The 22,422-nt window shown below is 48.0% G+C and carries 17 protein-coding genes; 10 read left to right on the forward strand and 7 right to left on the reverse strand.

Going from position 1 to position 22,422, the window contains the following annotated elements; genetic code table 11:
• Positions 1-320: 320 nt before the first annotated feature.
• From ACG2E4_RS00870 to ACG2E4_RS00885, 4 genes are all read left to right on the forward strand, one after another.
• Positions 321-563 (forward strand): hypothetical protein, encoded by a 243-nt coding sequence (locus tag ACG2E4_RS00870; RefSeq protein WP_395260667.1) that lies wholly within the window; start codon positions 321-323, stop codon positions 561-563.
• 14 nt (positions 564-577) lie between these two features.
• Positions 578-1,105 (forward strand): hypothetical protein, encoded by a 528-nt coding sequence (locus tag ACG2E4_RS00875; protein ID WP_395275428.1) that lies wholly within the window; start codon positions 578-580, stop codon positions 1,103-1,105.
• A 221-nt stretch (positions 1,106-1,326) separates the two neighbouring features.
• A complete protein-coding gene (locus ACG2E4_RS00880; RefSeq protein WP_395275430.1) occupies positions 1,327-1,977 on the forward strand; it encodes a DUF2959 family protein in 651 nt (216 codons plus the stop codon).
• A gap of 59 nt (positions 1,978-2,036) precedes the next feature.
• A complete protein-coding gene (locus ACG2E4_RS00885; RefSeq protein WP_395260663.1) occupies positions 2,037-2,441 on the forward strand; it encodes a hypothetical protein in 405 nt (134 codons plus the stop codon).
• Positions 2,442-2,978: 537 nt separating this feature from the next.
• Here the strand turns inward: ACG2E4_RS00885 and ACG2E4_RS00890 are convergent.
• Together ACG2E4_RS00890 and ACG2E4_RS00895 are read right to left on the reverse strand one after the other, a co-directional pair.
• Positions 2,979-4,475 carry a M48 family metalloprotease gene (locus ACG2E4_RS00890; RefSeq protein WP_395275431.1) on the reverse strand — a complete coding sequence of 499 codons (1,497 nt, stop codon included), beginning with the start codon at positions 4,473-4,475 and terminating at the stop codon, positions 2,979-2,981.
• A gap of 214 nt (positions 4,476-4,689) precedes the next feature.
• Positions 4,690-4,890, reverse strand: coding sequence for a hypothetical protein (locus ACG2E4_RS00895; RefSeq protein WP_395275432.1), 201 nt, complete (start codon positions 4,888-4,890; stop codon positions 4,690-4,692).
• Between the two features lie 482 nt (positions 4,891-5,372).
• Here ACG2E4_RS00895 and ACG2E4_RS00900 point away from each other — a divergent pair, with 482 nt between their 5' ends.
• Complete coding sequence (locus ACG2E4_RS00900; protein ID WP_395275433.1) at positions 5,373-6,686, forward strand: ice-binding family protein; 1,314 nt, start codon at positions 5,373-5,375, stop codon at positions 6,684-6,686.
• A gap of 182 nt (positions 6,687-6,868) precedes the next feature.
• Here the strand turns inward: ACG2E4_RS00900 and ACG2E4_RS00905 are convergent, their stop codons facing one another.
• From ACG2E4_RS00905 to ACG2E4_RS00925, 5 genes are all read right to left on the reverse strand, one after another.
• Positions 6,869-8,254, reverse strand: coding sequence for a mechanosensitive ion channel domain-containing protein (locus tag ACG2E4_RS00905; protein WP_395275434.1), 1,386 nt, complete (start codon positions 8,252-8,254; stop codon positions 6,869-6,871).
• A gap of 517 nt (positions 8,255-8,771) precedes the next feature.
• A complete protein-coding gene (locus tag ACG2E4_RS00910) occupies positions 8,772-10,589 on the reverse strand; it encodes an SLC13 family permease (protein ID WP_395275435.1) in 1,818 nt (605 codons plus the stop codon).
• A gap of 45 nt (positions 10,590-10,634) precedes the next feature.
• Complete coding sequence (locus ACG2E4_RS00915; protein WP_395275436.1) at positions 10,635-10,865, reverse strand: LapA family protein; 231 nt, start codon at positions 10,863-10,865, stop codon at positions 10,635-10,637.
• A 549-nt stretch (positions 10,866-11,414) separates the two neighbouring features.
• Positions 11,415-12,236 carry an arsenite methyltransferase gene (locus ACG2E4_RS00920; RefSeq protein WP_395260654.1) on the reverse strand — a complete coding sequence of 274 codons (822 nt, stop codon included), beginning with the start codon at positions 12,234-12,236 and terminating at the stop codon, positions 11,415-11,417.
• Positions 12,237-12,240: 4 nt separating this feature from the next.
• Positions 12,241-12,576: an ArsR/SmtB family transcription factor gene (locus ACG2E4_RS00925; protein WP_395260652.1), complete on the reverse strand. Its 336-nt coding sequence runs from the start codon at positions 12,574-12,576 to the stop codon at positions 12,241-12,243.
• Between the two features lie 440 nt (positions 12,577-13,016).
• Here ACG2E4_RS00925 and ACG2E4_RS00930 point away from each other — a divergent pair, with 440 nt between their 5' ends.
• From ACG2E4_RS00930 to ACG2E4_RS00950, 5 genes are all read left to right on the forward strand, one after another.
• Positions 13,017-14,069, forward strand: coding sequence for a porin (locus ACG2E4_RS00930; protein WP_395275437.1), 1,053 nt, complete (start codon positions 13,017-13,019; stop codon positions 14,067-14,069).
• 264 nt (positions 14,070-14,333) lie between these two features.
• Positions 14,334-15,320 carry a 2-hydroxyacid dehydrogenase gene (locus ACG2E4_RS00935; protein ID WP_395260650.1) on the forward strand — a complete coding sequence of 329 codons (987 nt, stop codon included), beginning with the start codon at positions 14,334-14,336 and terminating at the stop codon, positions 15,318-15,320.
• A gap of 296 nt (positions 15,321-15,616) precedes the next feature.
• A complete protein-coding gene (locus ACG2E4_RS00940; RefSeq protein WP_395260648.1) occupies positions 15,617-16,663 on the forward strand; it encodes a LacI family DNA-binding transcriptional regulator in 1,047 nt (348 codons plus the stop codon).
• Positions 16,664-17,137: 474 nt separating this feature from the next.
• Positions 17,138-20,317 carry a SusC/RagA family TonB-linked outer membrane protein gene (locus tag ACG2E4_RS00945; protein ID WP_395275438.1) on the forward strand — a complete coding sequence of 1,060 codons (3,180 nt, stop codon included), beginning with the start codon at positions 17,138-17,140 and terminating at the stop codon, positions 20,315-20,317.
• A gap of 42 nt (positions 20,318-20,359) precedes the next feature.
• The gene (locus tag ACG2E4_RS00950; RefSeq protein WP_395260644.1) at positions 20,360-22,114 is read left to right on the forward strand and encodes a RagB/SusD family nutrient uptake outer membrane protein; all 1,755 of its coding nucleotides are present in this window, start codon (positions 20,360-20,362) and stop codon (positions 22,112-22,114) included.
• Positions 22,115-22,422: the final 308 nt, after the last annotated feature.

The following is a 22,422-nucleotide window of genomic DNA, read 5'->3' on the forward strand; positions in this document are numbered from 1 at the left end:
TTTGCAACGTGCTCGCTAAGATTTTCGGGACCTGTGATATATGCAAATCTTTTCCCCCATTGTATAACATTTATTGGGCATAAAGGGGGATCTTATAGTACATATAAAAATTTTGAGCCAACAGGTAGGAGAATCCACTCTGCCCGATCGTCGTCATCTTGATTATCGGGCCGTTTGTTTCCCCGGCTTCAGTATTGTCACCTGGTACCTGTTCTGTTTGTAATTGCTGTTATAGCAATATAACGGTAGCTAAATCAACGAAGGCGGGTTATATGCTTGAAGTCTTTCACAAAAACATATCCAACTTTAAAAATAACGTCATGAATACGAGAAAAGCATTATACGCCATACTTGGTGGTGTGGCACTTACCACCATAATCGGAATCCTGGTAACGCCCTACAGAGACTCCTCGGGGCGAAAGAGTATCGTCGACAAAGCCAAAGACTATACAGACACTGCCGGAGAAACAATAAATGAGTCGGTTGACAATGTTAAAAAACAGGTAAAAAAAATGGGCGAAGACGCTGAGCGAATGATTAATGAGGGAGGAAACGCGGTATAAATTACGAAAGTGAAATGAAACAGACCGTTACCATAGCGATGTTTATCGCTGGAATGATTATTACAGGAACGGCCCGGGCACAAGATGAGATGCCAGCAGTTACTACGCAGTATCGGCTCGTTGAAGGGATTGTGCAACTGTCCAAACCCGGTGAAGAGTCGGTATTGATTAATCTCTGGGGAGATGTAAACGCCCCCGGGCGATTTATGGTCCCCACCGGTACCACACTTATCGAACTGATCTCATTCGCTCGCGGCCCGGCCAGTTTCCGTACGGGCGAAACCACCCTTGACTGGTCCAAATTGCGTGTTGAAGTCAACGTATCCCGGCGCAACCAGGAACTGAACATTGATGAAGTGGTCAATTTCAGGTTTCGCTATACGCAACAGTTACCAGCTGGAATGCGCGATTTCGTCCTGCAAGAGAATGACTTCATTACGCTTGAAGTAAAAAGACGCCCGGCCTTTGTCGACTACATGCGGATTATAGGCCCCATCTCCACCGTTGTGGCCGCTATGATACTGCTCGTAGACAAGCTTTAGCCCGTATTCCTGGTGAGATACCCGGGTAAAAGATGATCCACTACTGCGCTGGCTACAGAATCACATGTCATGTCTCTTCCCCCGATTTCTGTGAAATGTGTGATATATATAAGTCTGCGTCGGTGATCTGTAATGCTTCCCGGGGGCAGAATGCTCATATTACTTTTGTGAAATTAATTCACAGCTGTCCCGCCAGTCGCGGGCAATTGAAGGAGTTTACGATGAAACAACTAAACCAAACTTGTACGTGGCACGGTGCACTGCTGATAATAGCTGCATTAGTTATTACCAGTTGCGCTTCCACCGGCATGCAGCGTTCACAAGACACGAGAACAACCATGGAGACCATGGATAATGATATTCAAGAAGCATCCCGGCAACTTGATGCTACTGAAGCATCCCTGGAAGCACTTATGAGGCCCAGCCAAACGGATGTAAAACAAGCATTTGAATCTTACAGTGAAAATGTGGAAAAAATGGTGGCCATGGAGAAAAAATTTGCCAAACATGCCGAAGAGATGAAAGCTAAAGGCATTGAATATTTTGAGGAATGGGAAAAAGAGGGAAATGAATACAATAATCCACAAATTCAGCAACTCAGTGAACAGCGGCGGGCTGCACTTGGAAAAATTTATGACAAAATAGCTGAAAATAGTATTGGCGTAGACGAGGCGTTTAAAACCTATACATCTGACGTAAAAGAAATCCAGACCTTCCTGTCAAATGATCTGACCACAAAGGGAATTTCGGCCATTGCCCCGACCTCTGAAGAAGTTGTCAAGGATGGAAACAGGCTGAAATATGCCATGCAAGACCTTCAAACTGCCATTCAAAATGCGCGAGCAGAAATGTCACAAACCAGTAGTAACTAATTATGAAAAACTTTAATCCCATTATAGTGAAAAAACCAGCTTTAATACTCGTAATATCCATGATGACTACAGTCGTCCTTTTAACCGGCTGCAACAGCCCGGACCAAAATATGGAAAATGCACAATCAGCCGTAGTTGAGGCCAACCGGGAGCTGGAAGAAGCTACCCGGGAATACCAGGCCGATATGAACCAGTACCGTGAAGAAGCAGCCGAAAGGATTGCCGCCAACGACTCAACGATCACAGCTTTCAAGGAACGTATGGCCAACAAAACAGCCGATGTGAAGGCGACATACGAAAAACAACTGGCCGAACTCGAACAAAAGAACAGCGACATGAAAAAGAAACTCGCTGACTACAAAGGGGAAGGAAAAGAGCAGTGGGAAACCTTTAAAACTGCTTTTAACCGCGAGATGAATTCCCTCGGTGAAGCCTTTGAAGATTTTACTGATACCAATTCCTAACATCACCCTTATCGTTATCATCCCTTAATCCCTAAAAATAACATTCATCAAAGAGAAACCCCTCAAGGACAGAGATAACCCTCTGTCCTTCTTTTTTGGATCCTGTTTGCAAAATTAATACAGGAGGATACCCATCTGAAGTTTTTGGTCTCTTGGTGATAAAAGCGGGATAGTGTTATAACCATGAAGTAATCTTTGTCTATTGGGTATGTCAGTCAGTACTACCCTCACCACAGATATCCCATTATAACCGGCAATCCCGGAATGTGAGTGTTCATTTTTTCAGTGAAGAAAAAACGAACCTTTAAAATTCACCATAAAATCCCCAGATATTGACCTTTTGCCACCTCCTAACAATTATTTGCCTATCCACACCAAGTGGTTTTACTGGGATCAGTTGCAGGGATTTTCTGGGTTCGTTTTTGTTCACACAAAAACGAACACCTCTGCCATGAGAAAAGAGCTACCGTGATTTTTTGAGGAAGGAAAGCCCTTATTACATTATGAACCAACCGATAACAACACAGGCTTCCGCGTTTACTGAGTTGGGAGTTTTAACCACGTGCCGGCATCGATCTGTTCATCGAGGCCCACCTGGTTCATTATGGCCAAGTCCTCTGGCGACACTGTTATCGAAAAGCTTTCGAGGTTCCCTGGAAGAAAGGACTGAAAGGTGCCTGAACGGCTGGCTTTTACCGCTTGCAGGCGAACCGGTTGAATATTCAATATATCTGAATCGGTCAGCTCCCTGAACTCACTGGTTATCTCATCAAAACGTGAAGCATAGGTTTCATACTTTTCAACGGTTGTATAGTTTAAAAAGCGATAGATGGAACCGCCATACTCTATTGCATATAGATAGAATTTGAGCTGGGTTCCGTCCTCCGTCTGTCCGGTGGCTTCTGCCCGGAACGCAGCAAGGCCGTTGCTTTGGGTATTTGATTTTCCCAGCGTGGTAATACCCTCTTGATTTAAAAACTCGTTAACGGAGGCCTCTGCACCCGCCGACTCGCCGTCCAGCGTCATAATCGAAACGGCATCCTGGTCCCCGCTTACAACCGCAACCAGTGACCGCTGATTAACCACCTGCCAGTCCTCAGGATAGGGAAATTGAAATTTCATATCCGGATGGTAGAAATGGCCGTTACGGGTAAACCCCTCCCGCGGATTTTCGCCATAGATCATATTGTCGAGCTTGCCCATATACTGATCGGTGTTGTCAATGGTCTGTTCATATCCTTTTGCTTTCCACTCTTCGGCAAGTTCAGGAATACTCCTTGCCCTTTCGCCCGGATCGGGATGGGTTGATTGCCAGTCGGGAATGCTCTGGCCGGACTGTTTGGACATCCGCTCCAGGGAAACAAAAAACTGTGCCCCTTCAGCCGCCTTGTAATGTTGCATGGAGGCGTACTCAACCCCAAGGCGATCGGATTCCCGTTCGTCATCGCGGCTGTAGCTTAAAAACAGCAGCTGGGCTGCCTGGCTGCCAATACCAAGGATATCTCCACCGGGAAGCCCCAGCAGTTCCCCGCCTATGGCTCCCCCGATCAGGGCAATCTGTCCCATCTGCTGCTCGAAGGCTCGTTGGGAGGCATGGCGTGCAATCACGTGGCCGATTTCATGACCCAGCACCACGGAGAGCTGGGCTTCATTGTCAAGATGCGACAGCAGTCCCCGGGTTACATAGATGTATCCGCCCGGCAAGGCAAAAGCGTTGACGACCGGGCTGTCTAAAACACGAAAGTAAAAGTCCGTTCCTTCATACTCGGCAGGCGTGTCGGCCCGGTTCATATGGCTGACGGCCAGCATCTCCTGCCCAATATTTTCCACATACGCTTGCAGCTCATCATTATCATATACCCCGTATTGTTGTTGAATCTGCTGGTCGGCATCTTTGCCAATCTGTTTTTCCTGGTCCCAGCTATAGCCGTACGCCCGCCGTTCACCGCTTATCGCACTTTCCTGTATACTGCAGGCAGAAACCAAAAGCCCCAGCATGAATATCAGCCATATATTTGAAATAATGGGTCTCATAATCGATCTCTCCTAATTTTTCTTATTGTGTACACAATTCCGGGATATTAAACCGTCAAAGCCAATTTGGGACGATTGGATTCATCATATTTCACTGCCTAATAATTTTTCAATCCCCCCTCTAACGCAGCTTGGTTGGATGGGCCCATGAGTGATATGTCAATCAATAAAGATCAGCATAACAACCCTTATGGACTATTAGACCGACAATTGACTACTCCTTAGACTGATAAATGACTACTCCCAGAATGAGTACGATTAGTGATATGAGAATCGGAACCCAATTACCAGTACTTACAGCGACATCTGCCCCCAATAATTCAAAAGATTCAGAATCGTTCATATATTGAATTCCAAAATATATCACTCCGATCAATCCGCCTACACTTAAGATACTTCCAATTGTCTGTTTCATAATTTCTCTCTTTTTAATTTTCATTACTTGGAACCAATGTACACTCTCACAAAATAGCGACTCAGCTAGAATAAAATGCTCCCGTGACTGTAGCTATCTTTTTAGTTTTCCTCATCTGAAAGAGCAATTCTAACAGATTTCTCATAACAATTTTTAAATATTCGTGCCGGGATGTGTTACAAATTATTGTGAAAGTATTACATATATCGCAGGTTTTGTTTGTTTTTTACACAGAGGAGGAGCTATCATTTTTTCTAGCAGCTGTTATATGGATTTCCAGCCATCAAAGAGAGATTAGCGAAAGCGAAATCATTACCTATTTGCAAAAATTGAAGAGTCTTTTTCATCGAGGTCAGGAACGGCAGGTGCATTCAGCTTCAGTGATATATACAACTAATAACCGGCATGCTGTAACAACTCTCAGTCAATTTATATACAGATTAAAGGCGTGATAATTACTCCACGCTAATCAAAAATATATTATGAAAACAAATAAACAGTTATTTAAATGCACCGCTCTCTCAGCCCTGCTTTTTGCCGGTTTTTCTGCTGGTAGTATAGCACAGGATACAAGCACTGTCGCTGAGCCAGAGACAAAAGCACCCGTCATTTTATCAACCATTCCCGCTGGTGATGAGTTGAATGTTGATCTAAGTAGCGTTATCGAGGTAACATTCAGCAGTGATATGAATGAAGAAAGTATCAATGGAAGGACATTACTTTTACATGCTACGTATGCAGATACAATGCACGGAAAGCATGGAGGCCATGGCGAGATCCTGGATAATCCAATCAGTGACCGGTCAACAATTAAAGATTCTGAAAATAGCCGGCAGTATTCTACAGGTCCTGTAGGTGGAACTATCAGTTATTCTGATAAAGTAGCACTGTTTACACCTGACAGGGAATTGAATGAGGGTACTCTGTACACCTTTACCGTTACAAATGGTGTCAAAAATTCAAAAAATATTGCACTTGAAAATGATCAAACCTGGAGTTTTACAACCACAGGAAAATCTGGCGCAACTGGCTTTGATAAAGAAAATGACAGATATGGTATGGATTGGACTGAGAACAGCTCAATGTATGCCATGTTAACAAATAGGACAACGAGTATTGATCTCGGTAAAGCCGGCCATTTTGTTATTCTGGCAAAAACATCTGTTATAAACAGTTCATCATCCGTTATTACGGGTCACGTCGGAGAAGGCGCTGTGGCAACCAGCACTCCAAAAGAGGAGGACATCTTTAAGCCAACACTGCAAACAACCTCCGGTAAGGTTTTTGTTTTGCATGCGAACCAACGGAATGCAACTTCTCCAGATGCCATTGAAGCCATCGGAGACATGATCTCTGCCTTCGGTGATGCATCAATGCAGAACGGAGATGACTCAACAAGTCACGTCAATGAAAGTTTTCAAAATACTGTGTTGACCCCCGGAGTACATGAATGGAGTGATTCCCTTCATATAGCCTCCGATGTTACTCTTTCAGGCAGTGTAGATGATGTGTGGCTGATCAAGGTAGGTAAAAACCTTACCATAAGTGAAAATACGGTATTCACGTTAACCAATGGAGCCCGTGCAGATAATATTTTTTGGTATGTAGAAGATGATGTAACCATCGGTAAGAATGCCCATTTTGAAGGCATCATCCTGTCCATCAATGAGATCACGCTTGAAAAAGGTGCAAAACTGAACGGGAGATTGTTTAGTCAAACGTCAATCATCCTCGATGATAATACCGTTACTGAACCCAGAAGTATCGACAGCCAAACTTCTTCAACAATCAGGTAAGGCAGGAAAAACTGTTCTATAGTAATCTGAAGTAGTCATAAAGCGGGCACCGGCCGGTGCCCGCTTTATTAAATTATTCTTGCAACTAATTCATCTTGCAAAAAAAATTTTATGCAGCAATAACCTGGCTGACCGGCATAACCGGTATTCTAGAAGTATATCAGACAACCACAATTTTGCGCCTATTTATTAGGTTTTAGAAGGTCATCTCCTTCTTCAGGAGATCTTGACTTCCGGGCCTGTTCTAAAATTTCCTCATCATTGCTTTCCAGCTGTCCTTCTGCCTTCGTTATTAATTTTGAATCTTCTGCAACAGGTCTGCTCACGGTTTTTTTCTTATCGGACGCTTCCGTTTCCTTTCGGGATTGAATGGTTACACCATCGAGGAATATTCTTTCCCTTGCATCATCAGGCATTGAAACCTCCTCTGCCAAATAAGCGGTTTTGATCTGCCTTAGCACAGATGATTTTACCTTTAATACATTATGTTTGCTTCCATCCACCCAAACATAGAACATCAAATTAATGGTAGAAGGAGCCAGCTTGTCCACCAAAACCAAGGGCTCCGGTTCCCTCAAAACGGCCGGATGTTCTTCAAATATCTTTGTGGCAAGATCCTGTGCAGACGTAACGCTGGCATCATATCCAATACCAATAACAAAACTGAATCGCTGGTTTGGATTACTGGTGTAATTGAGGATACTGCTTTTATAGACGATAGAATTTGGAATTTGCAGATGGTTGCCGTCAAGGGTCATAAGTAGCGTAGCCCGAATGGTAAGCCGCTGGACATATCCAATATTGTTATTTATCTCTACATGATCACCCGCATGAAATGGGTTTTGAACACTCAAAAAAATACTGGCCAGGAAATTTTCCGTTATATCCCGGAATGCGATCCCCAAAACAATCCCCAGCAACCCTGTACCTCCCAGTATGGTGAGAGCTACATTGGTTAAATCTGCAACATGAAAAACGATATATATACCCAGGAGGAAAACAAAAATGCCAATACCTCGTGCAGCAATATCCTGCAAAAGGTCGTTCATTTGACGATTTACCAAATAAGCGCGGGCACCTTTAGCTACCAACACGGAAATTCCCCAGAAGATAACCAGTACCACTATTCCGAAGATCAGGAATGGAATAGCACTCATAATATTTCGCCATAATTCCTGCAAGCCGGTATAAGCGGGTTGATAATCCCATATATCCGGATCCAGAATATCAATTCTATTTACGACGGCAGTTACGTCCTGGGTATTTCTGGCCAAATCTCCCGCCCATCTCTTATAATCACCGGTTTCTGTTGATCCACTTAGAAAAACTACCCCATCGTTCACCTCTACCTGTGGATTTTCGAACCACTCTGTTGCAGTCAAAATCCGGGCAAGCCGATCCCGTATCTGGGAATCATCTGCCACTGGGGCAACATCTACGCGTTCGGGAGCGGCAGTTTCATCCGGTTCAGTAGTTTCAGTCTGGTTTTGAACCTGCGCGAGCACGCTATGCGGCATGGTGATCAGCAGGAGAAGTACGATAAATATGTACTGATATTCTTTATGCATACAGGTCTCTTAATAGTACTGATATGTATCTGGCGGATTTAAACCAGCAAAACAATTTGGTAAATATTGCCTCTTGAAGCTTCAGAAATATGGCTAACAAAAACCTTAATCACAATTTGAATGTTATTTTGCCAGGGGAATTTCCCACCGGGATAACTTTCATAGATGTACATGTTAACCCGAATATCTCACAGATCAGTTGTTGAAAGTTTTGTTACCAAATGAAATGCAACTATTTGAATCAATGTATGGGATGGCTGAAATGAAATTAAATAAAAGCTCGTTACCTGTAATTAAGACCCCATATTAGTCAATGATAAGCTATTTGCTACAACCAAGATCCTGCATTGGCATAAAGGGACCCGCAAAATTGGAAGGGTTTTGGGCAAATTAGCAAAATTCCTTGCATTTAATCACCACATAAATACCTTTAATTTATTGGCAGCCAATGAAGTAATGGGGGGACTGAGGAAGGCCCTAATTAAACGGATATTTTGGGGATAAAAAGTAAAAAAACTCACATTGTCCAAAAGATCGGCACCAAGATGATGACAAGCGCCCACAACGTTAATTCAAGCGGGAAACCGACCTTGAAGAAATCCGTAAACCGGTAATTGCCGGGACCATAAACCATAAGATTGGTCTGGTAACCGATCGGGGTGATCAGCGACATGGAGGCCACCAGGGTAATCGAGATAAACAGGCCGCGGGCTTCAACGCCCTGTGACTCGGCAACCGACAACGCTATGGGGAACATCAGGGCTACCGCGCCGTTATTGGTAATAACTTCAGTGAGCAGACCCGTAACAATAACAACCCCGGCCAGCACCGCCCGGTGGCCGTACACACTGGTCAAATCCACCATCCACCTTCCGATGAGTTCGGCCGTTCCGCTTACCTCCATGGCTTTCCCCAGACCAATAGCGGAACCAATGACTATTAAAACAGTCCAATCAACCGATTTTCGAGCTTCACCGGCTTTAATGACATTGAAACTCAACAATACTGCAACTCCCAAAATGCCCGCCAGCGCAATATGAACCAGTCCAGTGGCGACCAGCGATACAATGCCCACTAACACGGCCACCGAAATATACAAATCTTTTCCCCCGGGCCGGCGCTCTTCAATGCTTGTTTCTGCCCCCACTGCTTCCCCACCGGCCGCACTAGTCAGGAAAAAATCTTTGGTATCCTCATGGGCCTCTCGGAATCCAGGCCTTGTATCAAGCAACAGCACATCACCGGGATGCAGTACAAACGGTCCAAGAGGCTGGTCAACACGTTTTCCTCTCCTGCGCACGCCGGTTACGGCGGCTCCGAACCGGTCTAGGAGCCTGGCTTTTTCAACGGTGCTGCCCACCAGCGGCGATCCTTCTTTTACAACCACCTGGTGAAGCTCCCGTTCCGGGCTTCCCTCCTGCTGCACATCATCTCTCGGAGGCTTATGAACAACGTGCAGCCCGGAATAATCGGTCAAGTCAGGTGCTTTCACTGCAATGCCCCCTTTTGCAGTATACAAAAGATGATCGCCCTGCCGTAGTTTCTCATTTTTCGGAACAGGTGCTATTTCACGGTCCCCGCGGTTAATACGAGAAAGGAAGAAGCCCTGTATTTCATCTAACCCTGTTTCCCTTACCCTTTTTCCAATTACATCTGCACCTTCTCTAATCTCAACCTCCACCAGCAGGTTCCGTTCCTGCTCCTCCTCATAGCGAATATCGCGACGGGCCGGGGTTAACAGGGGAGAAATGAAAACGAGGTACAACAGTCCGACAACTGCACTGGGTACGCCAACCCAGGCTAGTTCAAAAAAGGAAAGACCCTCAAATCCGTGACTTTGCAGCAGTCCGTGGGTAATGAGGTTGGTACTGGTCCCGATTAAGGTGCAGAGCCCTCCCAAAATTGCGGCAAAAGAAAGGGGCATAAGCAGCTTTGAGACGACAATGTTATTTTTCAGGGCCCATCGCCGGATAGCGGGAATACCCATCGCTACAACGGGAGTGTTATTTAAGAAGGCGGAATAGATGGATACACTGGGGCACAACCGCAGCAATATTCGCTGGATACTCCGGGTCTCCCGTCCCAGGATAAAGGAACTGGCACGGTCGAGCGCGCCGCTTTCCCGCATCGCCGCCGACACCACGTACAGGCTGCCCAACGCAATTAATGTTGTATTTGCGAATCCCTGGAACGCCTGCTCAAGGCTTAGAACCCCGCTGATTGTGAGGATAGCCAGGGCCGTCAACAGGATAGCATCCGGGCTCCACAGGTCAATCACCAACCCGATAAAAACTCCTACCAATACTCCAATAATTAGCAGCTGTTCGAATCCCATGTGGAGTAAGACAAGATTATAATTTCCAGATGAATAGCCCCTTTATCACGCCTCTCGCTGCTGGTCGGGGGCCCGGGAGCGCCTGCTCTTCAATAGAAAACCGAGCACCAATCCTGATACAAAGCCTATACCCCCGGTCAGGAATAGCAGAACGACCAGCGACATTTCTGCAGTAAAGCCCAGAAAGTGGGCCTGAACGGAAGCGGTATTTTGTACCACAAGCAACACCAGGACCAGGGTCAGAATCACGAAAATTGCCACTTTTATTTTTTTCATAGTGTACTTCCCATTTTCAGTACCAGGATTAATCGACCGGCATCCACTCAATCAAAGGTATAAATTAAATTACCCACCTGGTAAGTAAATTTTGCTGCACCGGAGCCTTAGTTTAATTCATTTAACAAGCCGAACCCGACAGGTGCATACATTTGCTATTCATAAGAATTGGTGCTTTGGGCCGTACCTCATCCCGCATTATTCCCGAAGAGTTCCTAAATAATTGGATGGCTCAAATTTTGGAATTTACCGTTAAATATTTTTAAGCCACCTTTACAGAATCTGCTGTTTTGTTGGGAGGTGGTTGTATCACCGACATTAACATACGGGAGAATAACGCCCGCAACGAAGGGTCGAGGAGATTGCAAAGGTCTCCATAACTTGATCCTGAAAAACCGATTTTTCCGCTAACATCTTTCCCATTGCTTTCCGCTACTACATGAAGCCCTAATATTCTGGCTTCATTTAATACACATCAACATCTCGCACCGGCTTTATATTTCTGAGAACCACCAGGGTTGCCCAACCCTGGTGGTTAAACATTTATTACTACGGTTTTTCGGCATACACCGTAATGCTGTAGATGCCTACCCCGGAAGCGTTGAATTCCCCGATTTCATCAGCGGACATGTACGGACTTAAAATATCATCCGGGAGCTGAATCTCTTTCTGTTTTTGGAGGGTGATATTTTCGAAGCCGCTTTCCCTTATGACCGACAGATACGCATCAAGGTCGATTGCACCGGCAACACAGCCCGCGTACATTTCGGCGTCCTCTTTGAGAGATTCAGGCAGATCGCCCTTGGTGACGACGTCGGAGATGCTGAAATGCCCCCCGCTTTTAAGGATCCGATATGTCTCCGAAAAAGCCTTTTTCTTGTCGGGCACCAGGTTCAGCACGCAATTGCTGACTACCACATCGGCCAGTTCCTCTCCGAGCGGCATATCTTCAATATCTCCGACCACAAATTCCACATTTTCATATCCCAGTTTCGCGGCATTTTTCCTAGCTTTCTCCACCATCTCCTCGGTCATGTCCAACCCGATGACGCGCCCGGTTTCGCCTGCGACCTGACGGGCCACAAAGCAGTCGTTGCCCGCCCCGGAGCCGAGGTCAACCACCGTATCTCCCTCACTGATCTTTGCAAATTCGGTGGGCAAACCGCATCCCAACCCCAGGTCCGCCTCTTCATTGTACCCTTCAACCGTCGAATAATCTTCGGCAAATACCGCGTAATCCACGGTATCGCAGCAGCCGGTTGCTCCGCAGCAGGAACTCGCATTTTGGTCGCGTGACTGCTTGCTTATTTGGGCATATTTTTCTTTCACTGTAGCTTTTAAATCTTCAGATGTTTGGTTTTTGGTATTCATGGTGTTAGCAGCATTCGTTGTTAATGGATTTGAGTAGTTTTCCGGCAAGTTCGCCGAGCAGGGCGTGAAGTTCCGGGACGACCTCCTCGTCAAGGCAGTAGCAGGTGCGAACTCCGTCGATTTCGCCCTTAATGATACCCGCTTTTTTCAGAGCCTTCAGATGTTGTGAGACCGTGGACTGCGCCAGCGGCAACTCTTCCGTGATATCGCCACAGATGCATCCCGGGCGGTCTGCCAGAATCTGGAGAATCGCCACTCGCGCGGGATGCCCCATCGCCTTGGCCAGCGCCGCCGTTCGCTTCTGTTTTTCTTCGAAAAGACCTTCCTTGGTTATCGCCATAGCTAAACTCTTAATCGTTTATCGTAATAAAACGATATAATATATGCATCCTTGTATTCTCCTCCAAATAATCGCGGATTTTTTATCTGGTTTCCGAACTAGTGTCATGTCAGCCATAAACAGTCGGGGTTACGGGATACTGCAACGCAGATGACACTGATACCGAGGATTAGCCACAGAATAGGTTTTCAAACAGCCCCTTCAAATGATCAATTTCGTAGATTAGCCTGATCGGTAGTATTCGCATTTTGCCAGTCGGCCGGTAACAGTCTCTTGCAGCACGGCTATTACGACTAGCCGGAAACAACAACCGGACGTTTCCTGTATAACCTCACGATTCCGGCCCTAAAACCTAACCGGGAAACCTGCGGTGAACGATGAATGGCCGGAATCAATTACAACATCACAGATTAAACAAAATTAAACAAAACTATTATTGTATGATGGCAAGCTACACGACAAAACTTAAATCTTTTTTCCTCTCTTTCTCAATTATTTTGCTCTGTTCTGCCGTAGCCGTTGCCCAGTCGGCCGACAGCCAGGAGCCCGACTTTAACGCATTTCAGCAGCAGTTAAAAAAGGATTATTTTTCGGTAGGCGCCCTGTTACAAACCATCGGGGACTACCAGCACGAACGCTCCGCGGGATACAACGGATTTTTGGTCGGCAATGCCCGTTTGCAGGTGTACGGCGAATTTGACCAGGGATTTGGCTATCAGCTGCAAACAAATTTTACCAGTTCAGCCGCCCTGCTGGATGCCGCGGCCTACTACCGGTTTTCGGATGGTTTCCAGGTCAAAACAGGGGTTTTTAAATCACCCTTCAGCTACGAGTACCTGACCGGGGCCGCCGCCATTGATTTTGTAAATCGATCAACCGCCGTCAGTCAACTGGCTCCAAAGCGCCAGATCGGGGTTCAGCTCTCCGGACAAACCACCGACGGTATCCTCCATTACAGCGTTGGCGCGTTCAATGGCAATGGATTTGGAATAAACCGAAATAACGACTCCCACCTACTCTATGTCGGACGACTGGAAGCCCGGTTTGACACCGACCGGCAACATTCCGACGACCAGATTACGTTCGGGGTCAACGCCTCCCGGGAAACCAAACGGCGCAGCGGGTTTATCGGCGGTATACGGGGAGACCAGACGCTGCTGGGCACGGATGTCCGAATCACTCAGAGCAACCTTTTCCTGGCCGGCGAATTTATCTATTCCTGGCTTGATGCGGATTCCCAGGCCGATCAATACAACCCGTTTGGATACCACGCTACCGCCGGCTACCATGTCACTCCAAAAACACAGCTGCTGGCCCGGTGGGACTATTTCACCAGTGATGAGTTGCCCGGGAGCGTCAATACCGAATCGATTCTGGCCGGGATCAACATCTTTCCCACCAGCGTCTCTGAAATTCAACTCAACTATATCATTCCGACCGAACAATCTATTGAATACTCCCAGGTGCTGGTTAACTTCCAAATAAGCATCTGATTCCGCTTTGGACCTGTAATACACTCCCGCGGGAATACGGCATTGCCGATCTAAACAGTCCGTTCACGGGTACTGTTTGAATATCATTCCGCGGTGATCTGCAGCATCGGTTTCATCTGCATTCCGGTAAACCTGACGATTCATAGTTGAGATGGCACCGGTCGTCCTTTTTATAATTTAAAAATAGGATTGAGCTTTCGATCCGAAACGAAGAAATTGGACCAACAGTTTAGCAGGAACAGTAACCCAACACTACCATCTATCATGCAACGCACGCAGCAAAAACCCGTGGTACTGATTGTGGATTCGGTCTACAACCGCGCACCGCAGCTTTTTTCATCCATATCAGATTTACATATTCTTGAAGCCCCGACAGGGGAGGAAGCCCTCGCACGCATGGTCAAGGAAAAACAGGCCGCAGCGGTGGTGCTCAATGTTGACTCCTACCGTGGACCTCTCTACCAATCTTTTGGCAACAAGGGTCTGCTCGCCCGGTTCGGAGTGGGTTGCGATGGCGTGGATTTTGACAAAGCTTCAAAACACGGGCTGGTCGTCACCAACACACCGGGCGTCCTTGATTCCACGGTCGCGGAATTCACGGTCTTTCTGGCGGGCGAAGTGCTGCGGATGGCGGGCCGCTGCAGCAACGAGATCAAGCAGGGCCGTTGGAACCCGGTTATGGGAAGAGAACTGCATGGAAAAACCTTTGCTATTCTTGGACTTGGCAACATCGGGAAGCGGGTCAGCCAAATTTTGTCATTTGGATTTGGGGTGGATGTACTGGCGCTAAAAAAACATGCAGGCGACCCGGATCGGCTGAAGGAAAAATACGGGGTTAATAAAATTTCGACAGAATTTTCTGAAATTGCTCCCCACGCGGATATTGTATCGCTGCATCTGCCCGCCAACAGCGAGACTCATCATTTTTTGGACCGGGACCGCCTGCATCAGCTGAAGAGGGGAGCTGTACTCATCAATACCGGACGCGGTGCACTTGTCGATGAAATTGCTCTTTACGAAGCCCTGAAAAGCGGTCAACTAGCCGGAGCCGGACTTGACGTGTTCGCCCGCGAACCCTACAAGCCCGCTGACCCGGATGCCGACCTGCGCACCCTCTCCAACGTGATTCTCACTCCTCATATCGGCAGCAGCACGAAGGAGTGCTCCCGAAGAATGGCCAAACGGGTGTTGCAAAATATTCGCTATTTTCTGGATAAAGAATATGACCAGATGGATGTCGTTACCAGGTAGCCCAATACCAGGAATGGTTGCAACGGAAATCTTGGGAAAATTTAAACTGACTGGTTGGCTGACACATCCCGGCCACGTTAACAAGTGAACAGGTTACACTCCTTTTGTGGCACCTGCTTATTTCTCTTCAGGGGAGGTTGTAATATTGGCACATGAAATAGTCATTTTTCGGGGATATCACGTTGACACTATGCAGGGGTGATCAAATTTTCGAAATAATTGGCAAAATTCGTATTGTAAATTCCTGCCATTGGATAACAATGTAAACCAGAGCAGATGGTATTTTTACTACATACATGAAAAAAAAGAACAGTTATACCGTTGAAGATGTTGCAGAAGAAGCGAATGTATCAACCGCGACGGTTTCCCGGGTCTTCAGCGGGTCGGCAAAAGTAAATACCAAAACCACTGAGCGGGTGATCAAGGCCGCCAAAAAACTGAATTACCGGCCGAGCCGGGTTGCCCGCCGCCTGCGGGTTAAGAGTACCCAGTCGATGGTGATCGGCCTGATCGTAACCGATCTGCAAAATCCCTTTTTTTCCGAAATTGCGCGCGGCGTGGAAGATGTGGCTTATGAAAACAAGAACGGTGTAATCGTCTGTAATTCTGACGAAAACCTGAAAAAAGAACACTTCTATCTCGACACGCTGCTGGATGAACAGGTCGCCGGACTGATCATGGCCCCGACAAGCGGTAACCACGAATATATTCAGGAAATTGTTGATCAAAACGTCCCCGTGGTGTTCGTGGACCGCCATATCCCTTCCCTGAATGTGGATACGGTGACCGTCGACAATGAGAACGGGGCCTACAAAGCGGTCAAGCGATTGATCGGGCTGGGACACCGGCGAATCGGTATTATTACCGGCATCAAAGGCATTTATACCACGGACCAGCGTTACAACGGGTATGTAAAAGCCCTGGATGAGCACAACATCCCGGTTGACGAGGAGCTGGTTGCCTATGGAAACTCCAAGGAACAGGGGGGCATTGAAGGCACCCGCAAGCTGTTATCTCTTGACACCCCGCCTACGGCTATCTTTTCGACGAACAACCTTATGACCCTCGGCTGTTTTGAGGAGATGTATCGGCAAAATGTGAACGTACCTGATGATATTTCAATTGTAGGCTTCGACGATATGTCCTGGGCCTCGGCTCTCAATCCCCCGCTTACCGCGGTTCGGCAGCCGGGATATGAGCTGGGTACTACGGCGGCGGAACTGCTGCTTAAAAGACTCAGGGATCCAGCCCGCACCATCTCCAACATTGAGCTGCACTCTGAGCTCATTATTCGAAAATCCTGTGGTACAAGCGTCGCACGATCAGCGGCCGACACGGTATAAAACCATCTTCCCTTCGCAACATCTATCCCTGCAACCAGGCTTATGCAACGAGCAATTTGGTTATAGGCCAAGCCCAGGTGAAGCTGCTTCATAAACATTCAGCTGCATTTCGAATGGACAGTTTCAACTTTATCCCCGCCCAACCAAATTTTAAAAGTATTACGCCACAAACTCTCAGCAATCCATCCTAATTTGTAAAAAAATGTAAACAATATTGCCATTAATTATGTAAACGATTTCATTTAATAATCCACTCATTAGTAAAAATAAAAGGGTAAATCCTTATTTTTTTTATGTAAAATGTAAACGATTACATAAAAAGGGGATCGTTTTACATGTCAGTCGGGTGGAAATAAAAGGGAATATCAATAAAAGTCAGAAAGGAACAGGGATGGATATGATTCTACCATTGATGTAATTCGTGCATTTCCGGATCACCATATACAATACCAACTTCTAACTTTGGGATAAGTTATGAAAACGTTCAAAATACTACTTTTTCTGTGCCTGGCAGCATTAGCAGTCAACTCCCAGGCAATCGCAGCAGTGACCCTCCAGGACGCGCAGTCCAGCTCACAAACCGTAAGCGGAACGGTAACGGATCAAGCCGAAGGCAGCACCCTGCCCGGTGTCAATATCCTTGTAAAAGGAACAACCATCGGCACCTCGACAGATAGTGAGGGCCAGTATGAATTAACGGTACCCTCTCTGCAGGATACACTGGTATTTTCCTTTATAGGATATCAAACCCAGGAGGTGCCCATACAGGGAAGAACACTCATAGATATTGCACTCGCACCTCAAACACTGATTGGGGAGGAGCTGGTCGTTACCGGCTATGGAGTTCAGCGCCGGGGGGAGCTGACGGGCTCCGTAACGAGTGTTGACCCGGAAGATGTGGCAGAAGTAGCCACGCATAATCCGCTGCAGGGCCTGCAGGGACGCGTGGCAGGCTTGCAGATCAACCGGGACGGAACGCCCGGCGGCGGCACCCAGCAGGTTCTTATACGGGGCATTAGTACGCTCGGGGATAACGAACCGCTCTATATCATTGATGATCAGCCGGTGGAACGAAGGCGCTTCGACCTGTTGTCTCCCAATGAAATTGAGTCTATCCAGGTGCTGAAAGATGCTTCCGCCGCCTCGATTTATGGATCGAGAGCTTCCAATGGAGTTATCATTGTCACTACCAAAAAGGGCCAGCCCGGTGAGTTGCGGCTGAAATTCAACTCCAGAACGACGTTTGAAAGCCAGTACCCCACGGTAGATGTCATGAATACCGAGCAGCGCGGAAGGGCGGCCTGGCGGGCATCCGTAAACAGCGGGGCGGACCCAAATGATCAGGTCCATTACGATTATGACTGGTCCATGCAGGATGGCCGGCCGGTGCTGAACAGTATCGAAACCGTTGAGTGGCTTGACCAAAATGTGCAGGGAGGTATCCGGGCTGCCGATACCGACTGGTTCGATGTTATTACCAGAAACGGGCTGAGTACGGAAAACAACCTCTCGCTCTCAAGTGGAGGCGACAATTACAGCCTGCTGGCATCTGTCGGTCACAATTTTCAGGAGGGAGTTGTCAAGTTTAATGACTTTGAGCGGTTTACGTTCCGACTGAACTCCTCCATGGATCTGCTTGACGGCAGATTGACCATTGGGGAAAATATGCAGCTTGCCAGAAGCGAGCAAACGCCCTTTTCAGATTACGTGTTCGGCGGGAACCCGTTAAGTACAGCTACATTGCTGCATCCCATCATTCCCGTATACGCTGAAGATGGCAGCTTTGCCGGCCCGATCGGAGGTGGACTCTCCGACCGGCTGAATCCACTGGCTACATCCACATTTCAACGAGACGACAACAACGAGGTACGGTCGGTATATGGAAATTTCTATATGGATTTAAGCATCATGGAGAACCTGGAATTCAGCTCCAATTTTGCAATCGATTATGACCAGGAGGTCCAGTCCGTGACCCTGGAGGAGTTTAACATTGGATTTCTTTCCCGCGAGCCCAACAGGCTGGTTGAAGATAACCGCACTACCTCCAACTGGACATGGTATAACACGCTGAATTACTCCTTTGATCTTGGAGAGCACAGCACCGAAATACTGGCCGGAGTGGAAGCAACCCGCAGTAATACGGAATTTTTGTCGGCCGAACGGCAGGATTTTCTGCTGGAGACCGACGACTTCTGGCAATTTGACGCCGGAACCGGCCCGATGACCGTCTCCGGCACCGCCACCGGCTTCCGGCTGTTTTCATACTTTTCCAAAATAAATTATGACTATGCCAACCGGTATCTGGCTACCGCCACGTTCCGGTATGACGGCTCCTCCCGGTTTGGCGAAGACAAGCGCTTTGGGTTTTTCCCCGCGTTCTCTGCGGGATGGAGAATCTCAGGTGAAGAGTTTTTCCGAAACAGTGAAAGCCTTGATTTTATATCCGATCTCAAGATACGAGCCGGCGTTGGCAGAATGGGGAATCAACGCATCGACAACGAGGCCCCGTTTGCCTTTTTCACCCCGGCCTACGGCACCGCCGAATTCTTGTGCTGTGGGGCATTCGGCCGACCCACCGGCACCGCCTATGCCCTCTCAGGCCAGCAAACCGGGGAACTCCCCTCGGGTGTGAAACAGGTGCAGCGTGCCAATCCCAACCTGAACTGGGAAGAGACGGATGAACTCAATATGGGGTTGGATATCGGGCTGTTTGACCAGCGGTTGACCGGATCATTTGATTATTTCTTCCGGGAAACCCGCGATATCCTGGTATTGCCTCCCCGGCTGGCGATACTTGGAGAAGGAGCCGACCGGTGGGAAAACGGGGCCACCATGGAAAACCGGGGCTGGGAAGTCGCCCTGGGCTATAACAACAGCTCGGGAGATATCGGCTACGGATTTAATGCCTCCTTTTCCTCATCCAGTAACAAGGTAACATTTGTGCCCGAATCCGTAGTCCGCGATTTTCCTGGCAATGTGGAAAAAACGATCATCGGTCAGTCGATTACCTCCAACTTCGGATATGTGGCCGACGGCATTTTCCAAAACCAGCAGGAGGTCGATAACCACGCCGATCAACCCGGTAAAGGAGTGGGACGGCTGCGCTTTAAAGACCTAAACGGGGATGGAGTGGTCAATACGCTGGACCAGGATTGGCTTGGCAATGAATCGCCCGACCTTGAATATGGATTCCAGGGCAATGTCAGCTACAAGCAATTCACCCTTTCATTCTACCTACAGGGCGTGTATGGGGTGGATCGGTTTAACCCCGTGAAATCCAGGGTATTCTACGGGGCCGGCACCCACTCGGGAGAAAACCTGCTCACCATGGCGCTCGATGCCTGGACCCCGCAAAACACCGACTCGGATATTCCAGCCCTCTCTCTGGATGATGCCAACAATGAGTCCAGGATGTCCACCTTTATGATTGAGGATATGTCGTATCTAAAACTCCGAAATATCCGGCTGGAATACACCCTGCCTGTGGAACTGCAAGACAGGATCGGCTTGAAAAATGCACGGGTCCACGTAACCGGGGGCGAGCTGTTTACGATCTCATCCAGTGGTTTTTCCACCGGTGGAGACCCTGAGAACCCGGGGGCGTTCTATCCCCTGCCCCGCACATTCACATTCGGCTTCAACGTGGCAATATAACCAAGTAATTCGAGATTTTTAACGTAAAACGAGGTAACTAATATGTTTTCATTCAAATTTAGATCATATCTGCTGGTAGTGGCGGCCCCTGTATTGGCGATCATGCTTGCGGGCTGCGAAGGCTTTCTGGATTACAAGCCTAAAGGGGTCGTAAACGAAGAGGACATCAGCGGCGCAGACGGTATTGAGCGATTGACAACCGCGGCCTATGCATCGCTGGGTAACTCCGACTGGCTCTATTCCTACGAGTCGAACTGGCTATACGGCAGCGTCCGCTCGGATGATGCCTATAAAGGAGGCGGAGCACTGAGCGATCAGGGTGAAATGGACTGGTACGAGCGCTTTGTCTTTATCCGGGCAGACCAGGGATATCAACACCGCGCCTGGCAGGCTCTCTTCCAGGGAATTGAGCGGGCCAATTTGGCGCTGCGGAAAATCGGCGAGCTGGAGGTACAGGACCAGTCGTATCCCCTGCAGGAACGGGTGGCAGAAATGCGCTTCCTCAGAGCTCATTTTTATTTCCGCCTGGTCATCCTTTTCAAACAGGTCCCCTGGATTGATGAGACCGTCAGCTCTGAAGAAATGGCGGAAATTTCCAACGCAGAGTTTACGCGAGACCAGCTGCTGGATAAAATTGCGGCTGAATTTCAGTTTGCCAAAGATAACCTTCCCGACGAACAGCAGGAGGTCGGCAGGGCCAGTGCCGTAGCGGCCGCCGCCTACCTGGCCCGAACCCGGCTTTACCAGGCGTATGAGCAGGATGAAGATCACAATGTGGTCAACATCAACCAGGAACGGTTAAACCAGGTCGTGGTGGAAGCCGATTATGTGATCAATTCCGGCAAACATCAGCTGTTTGATGATTTCGGCAAAAATTTCATTACCGAATACGATAACGGTCCCGAGTCGGTGTTTGCGGTGCAGCATTCCTTTGACGACGGTACGTCCCAGGGAGGGCGGATGAATTATGAGCACGGGCTGAATTATAACATGGCCCCGGAATACGGCTGTTGCTGGTTCCATATACCAAGCCATAATTTGGTAAACGCGTTCAAGACGGATGAAAACACCGGCTTGCCGTTGTTTGACACCTTCAATGACCAGATGGTGAGCGACACCGACCCGAACGCCTACCTGCAACAGTCGTTTGATCCGCGCCTGAGCCACACCGTGGCCATTCCGGGTCACCCCTTCAAGTATGATTCAGACTGGCTGTACCAGGCAGGCTGGGCACGGCAACCGGAGCTCTATGGGCACCATTCAACCATGAAGGAAGTACAACATCCCGACCAGCAGGGAACCCAGTCCTGGGGTCCGTTCTGGGGAAGCGCCAAAAATGTGGACATAATCCGTTATGATGATGTGCTATTGATGAAAGCCGAAGCCCTTATCGAGTTGGGCCGCGAAGACGAGGCGCTGCCGCTGATCAACATGCTCAGAAACAGGGCCGCCAACAGTACCGACATGGTCCGGTATTCCGATGGCTCCGCCCCGGCCAACTACAATATCGAACCGTACCGGGATGGGGACAACATCAACTGGACACAGGAAAACGCCAGGGAGGCCCTGCGCTGGGAACGGCGACTGGAATTTGCCATGGAAAGCTGGCGCTTTTTCGATCTGGTCCGCTGGGGTATAGTGGAAGAGGTGCTTAACAATTACTTCGAAGTAGAACAGACGAGAAAAGGATACCTCAGGGAGGCTCACTTTGAAGCCAATAAAAACGAGTACCTTCCCATTCCGGAACAGGAAATTGTGTTGAGCGAAGGGCTCTACGAACAAAACCCGGGCTACTAGATCAATATCGAATAAGGAACAGGGAATAAAGAATATCGGAGGATATTGCTTCCAAAATATTCTGGGAGCGCCTTCGGTATTCAGCATTCCTTGTTCGCGATATTCGTAATGCAATTCCAGCAATTCTGCCTGAAGCCTGGCCACCTAAAATGTCTGGTTTACCCGGCTAATATAATGAAATTCACATTGCAGCAATTTCATTGCGCTCCCGGGGACAGCAGAGCCGGCTTCCCTCTTTTGATGCATGACAGATGAGACACCCTGGGATATAACGCTTGACGAATGGTATGATAAACCGGTCTGGCAAT

This window comes from Halalkalibaculum sp. DA384 (assembly GCF_043951955.1).
GTDB lineage: Bacteria > Bacteroidota > Rhodothermia > Balneolales > Balneolaceae > JAMQKA01.

Bases quoted from the DNA above. Each gene is read 5' to 3' on its own strand.
- ACG2E4_RS00870 (WP_395260667.1), top strand. From the start codon at position 321: ATGAATACGAGAAAAGCATTATACGCCATACTTGGTGGTGTGGCACTT.
- ACG2E4_RS00875 (WP_395275428.1), top strand. From the start codon at position 578: ATGAAACAGACCGTTACCATAGCGATGTTTATCGCTGGAATGATTATT.
- ACG2E4_RS00880 (WP_395275430.1), top strand. From the start codon at position 1,327: ATGAAACAACTAAACCAAACTTGTACGTGGCACGGTGCACTGCTGATA.
- ACG2E4_RS00885 (WP_395260663.1), top strand. From the start codon at position 2,037: ATGATGACTACAGTCGTCCTTTTAACCGGCTGCAACAGCCCGGACCAA.
- ACG2E4_RS00890 (WP_395275431.1), bottom strand. From the start codon at position 4,475: ATGAGACCCATTATTTCAAATATATGGCTGATATTCATGCTGGGGCTT.
- ACG2E4_RS00895 (WP_395275432.1), bottom strand. From the start codon at position 4,890: ATGAAACAGACAATTGGAAGTATCTTAAGTGTAGGCGGATTGATCGGA.
- ACG2E4_RS00900 (WP_395275433.1), top strand. From the start codon at position 5,373: ATGAAAACAAATAAACAGTTATTTAAATGCACCGCTCTCTCAGCCCTG.
- ACG2E4_RS00905 (WP_395275434.1), bottom strand. From the start codon at position 8,254: ATGCATAAAGAATATCAGTACATATTTATCGTACTTCTCCTGCTGATC.
- ACG2E4_RS00910 (WP_395275435.1), bottom strand. From the start codon at position 10,589: ATGGGATTCGAACAGCTGCTAATTATTGGAGTATTGGTAGGAGTTTTT.
- ACG2E4_RS00915 (WP_395275436.1), bottom strand. From the start codon at position 10,865: ATGAAAAAAATAAAAGTGGCAATTTTCGTGATTCTGACCCTGGTCCTG.
- ACG2E4_RS00920 (WP_395260654.1), bottom strand. From the start codon at position 12,236: ATGAATACCAAAAACCAAACATCTGAAGATTTAAAAGCTACAGTGAAA.
- ACG2E4_RS00925 (WP_395260652.1), bottom strand. From the start codon at position 12,576: ATGGCGATAACCAAGGAAGGTCTTTTCGAAGAAAAACAGAAGCGAACG.
- ACG2E4_RS00930 (WP_395275437.1), top strand. From the start codon at position 13,017: ATGATGGCAAGCTACACGACAAAACTTAAATCTTTTTTCCTCTCTTTC.
- ACG2E4_RS00935 (WP_395260650.1), top strand. From the start codon at position 14,334: ATGCAACGCACGCAGCAAAAACCCGTGGTACTGATTGTGGATTCGGTC.
- ACG2E4_RS00940 (WP_395260648.1), top strand. From the start codon at position 15,617: ATGAAAAAAAAGAACAGTTATACCGTTGAAGATGTTGCAGAAGAAGCG.
- ACG2E4_RS00945 (WP_395275438.1), top strand. From the start codon at position 17,138: ATGAAAACGTTCAAAATACTACTTTTTCTGTGCCTGGCAGCATTAGCA.
- ACG2E4_RS00950 (WP_395260644.1), top strand. From the start codon at position 20,360: ATGTTTTCATTCAAATTTAGATCATATCTGCTGGTAGTGGCGGCCCCT.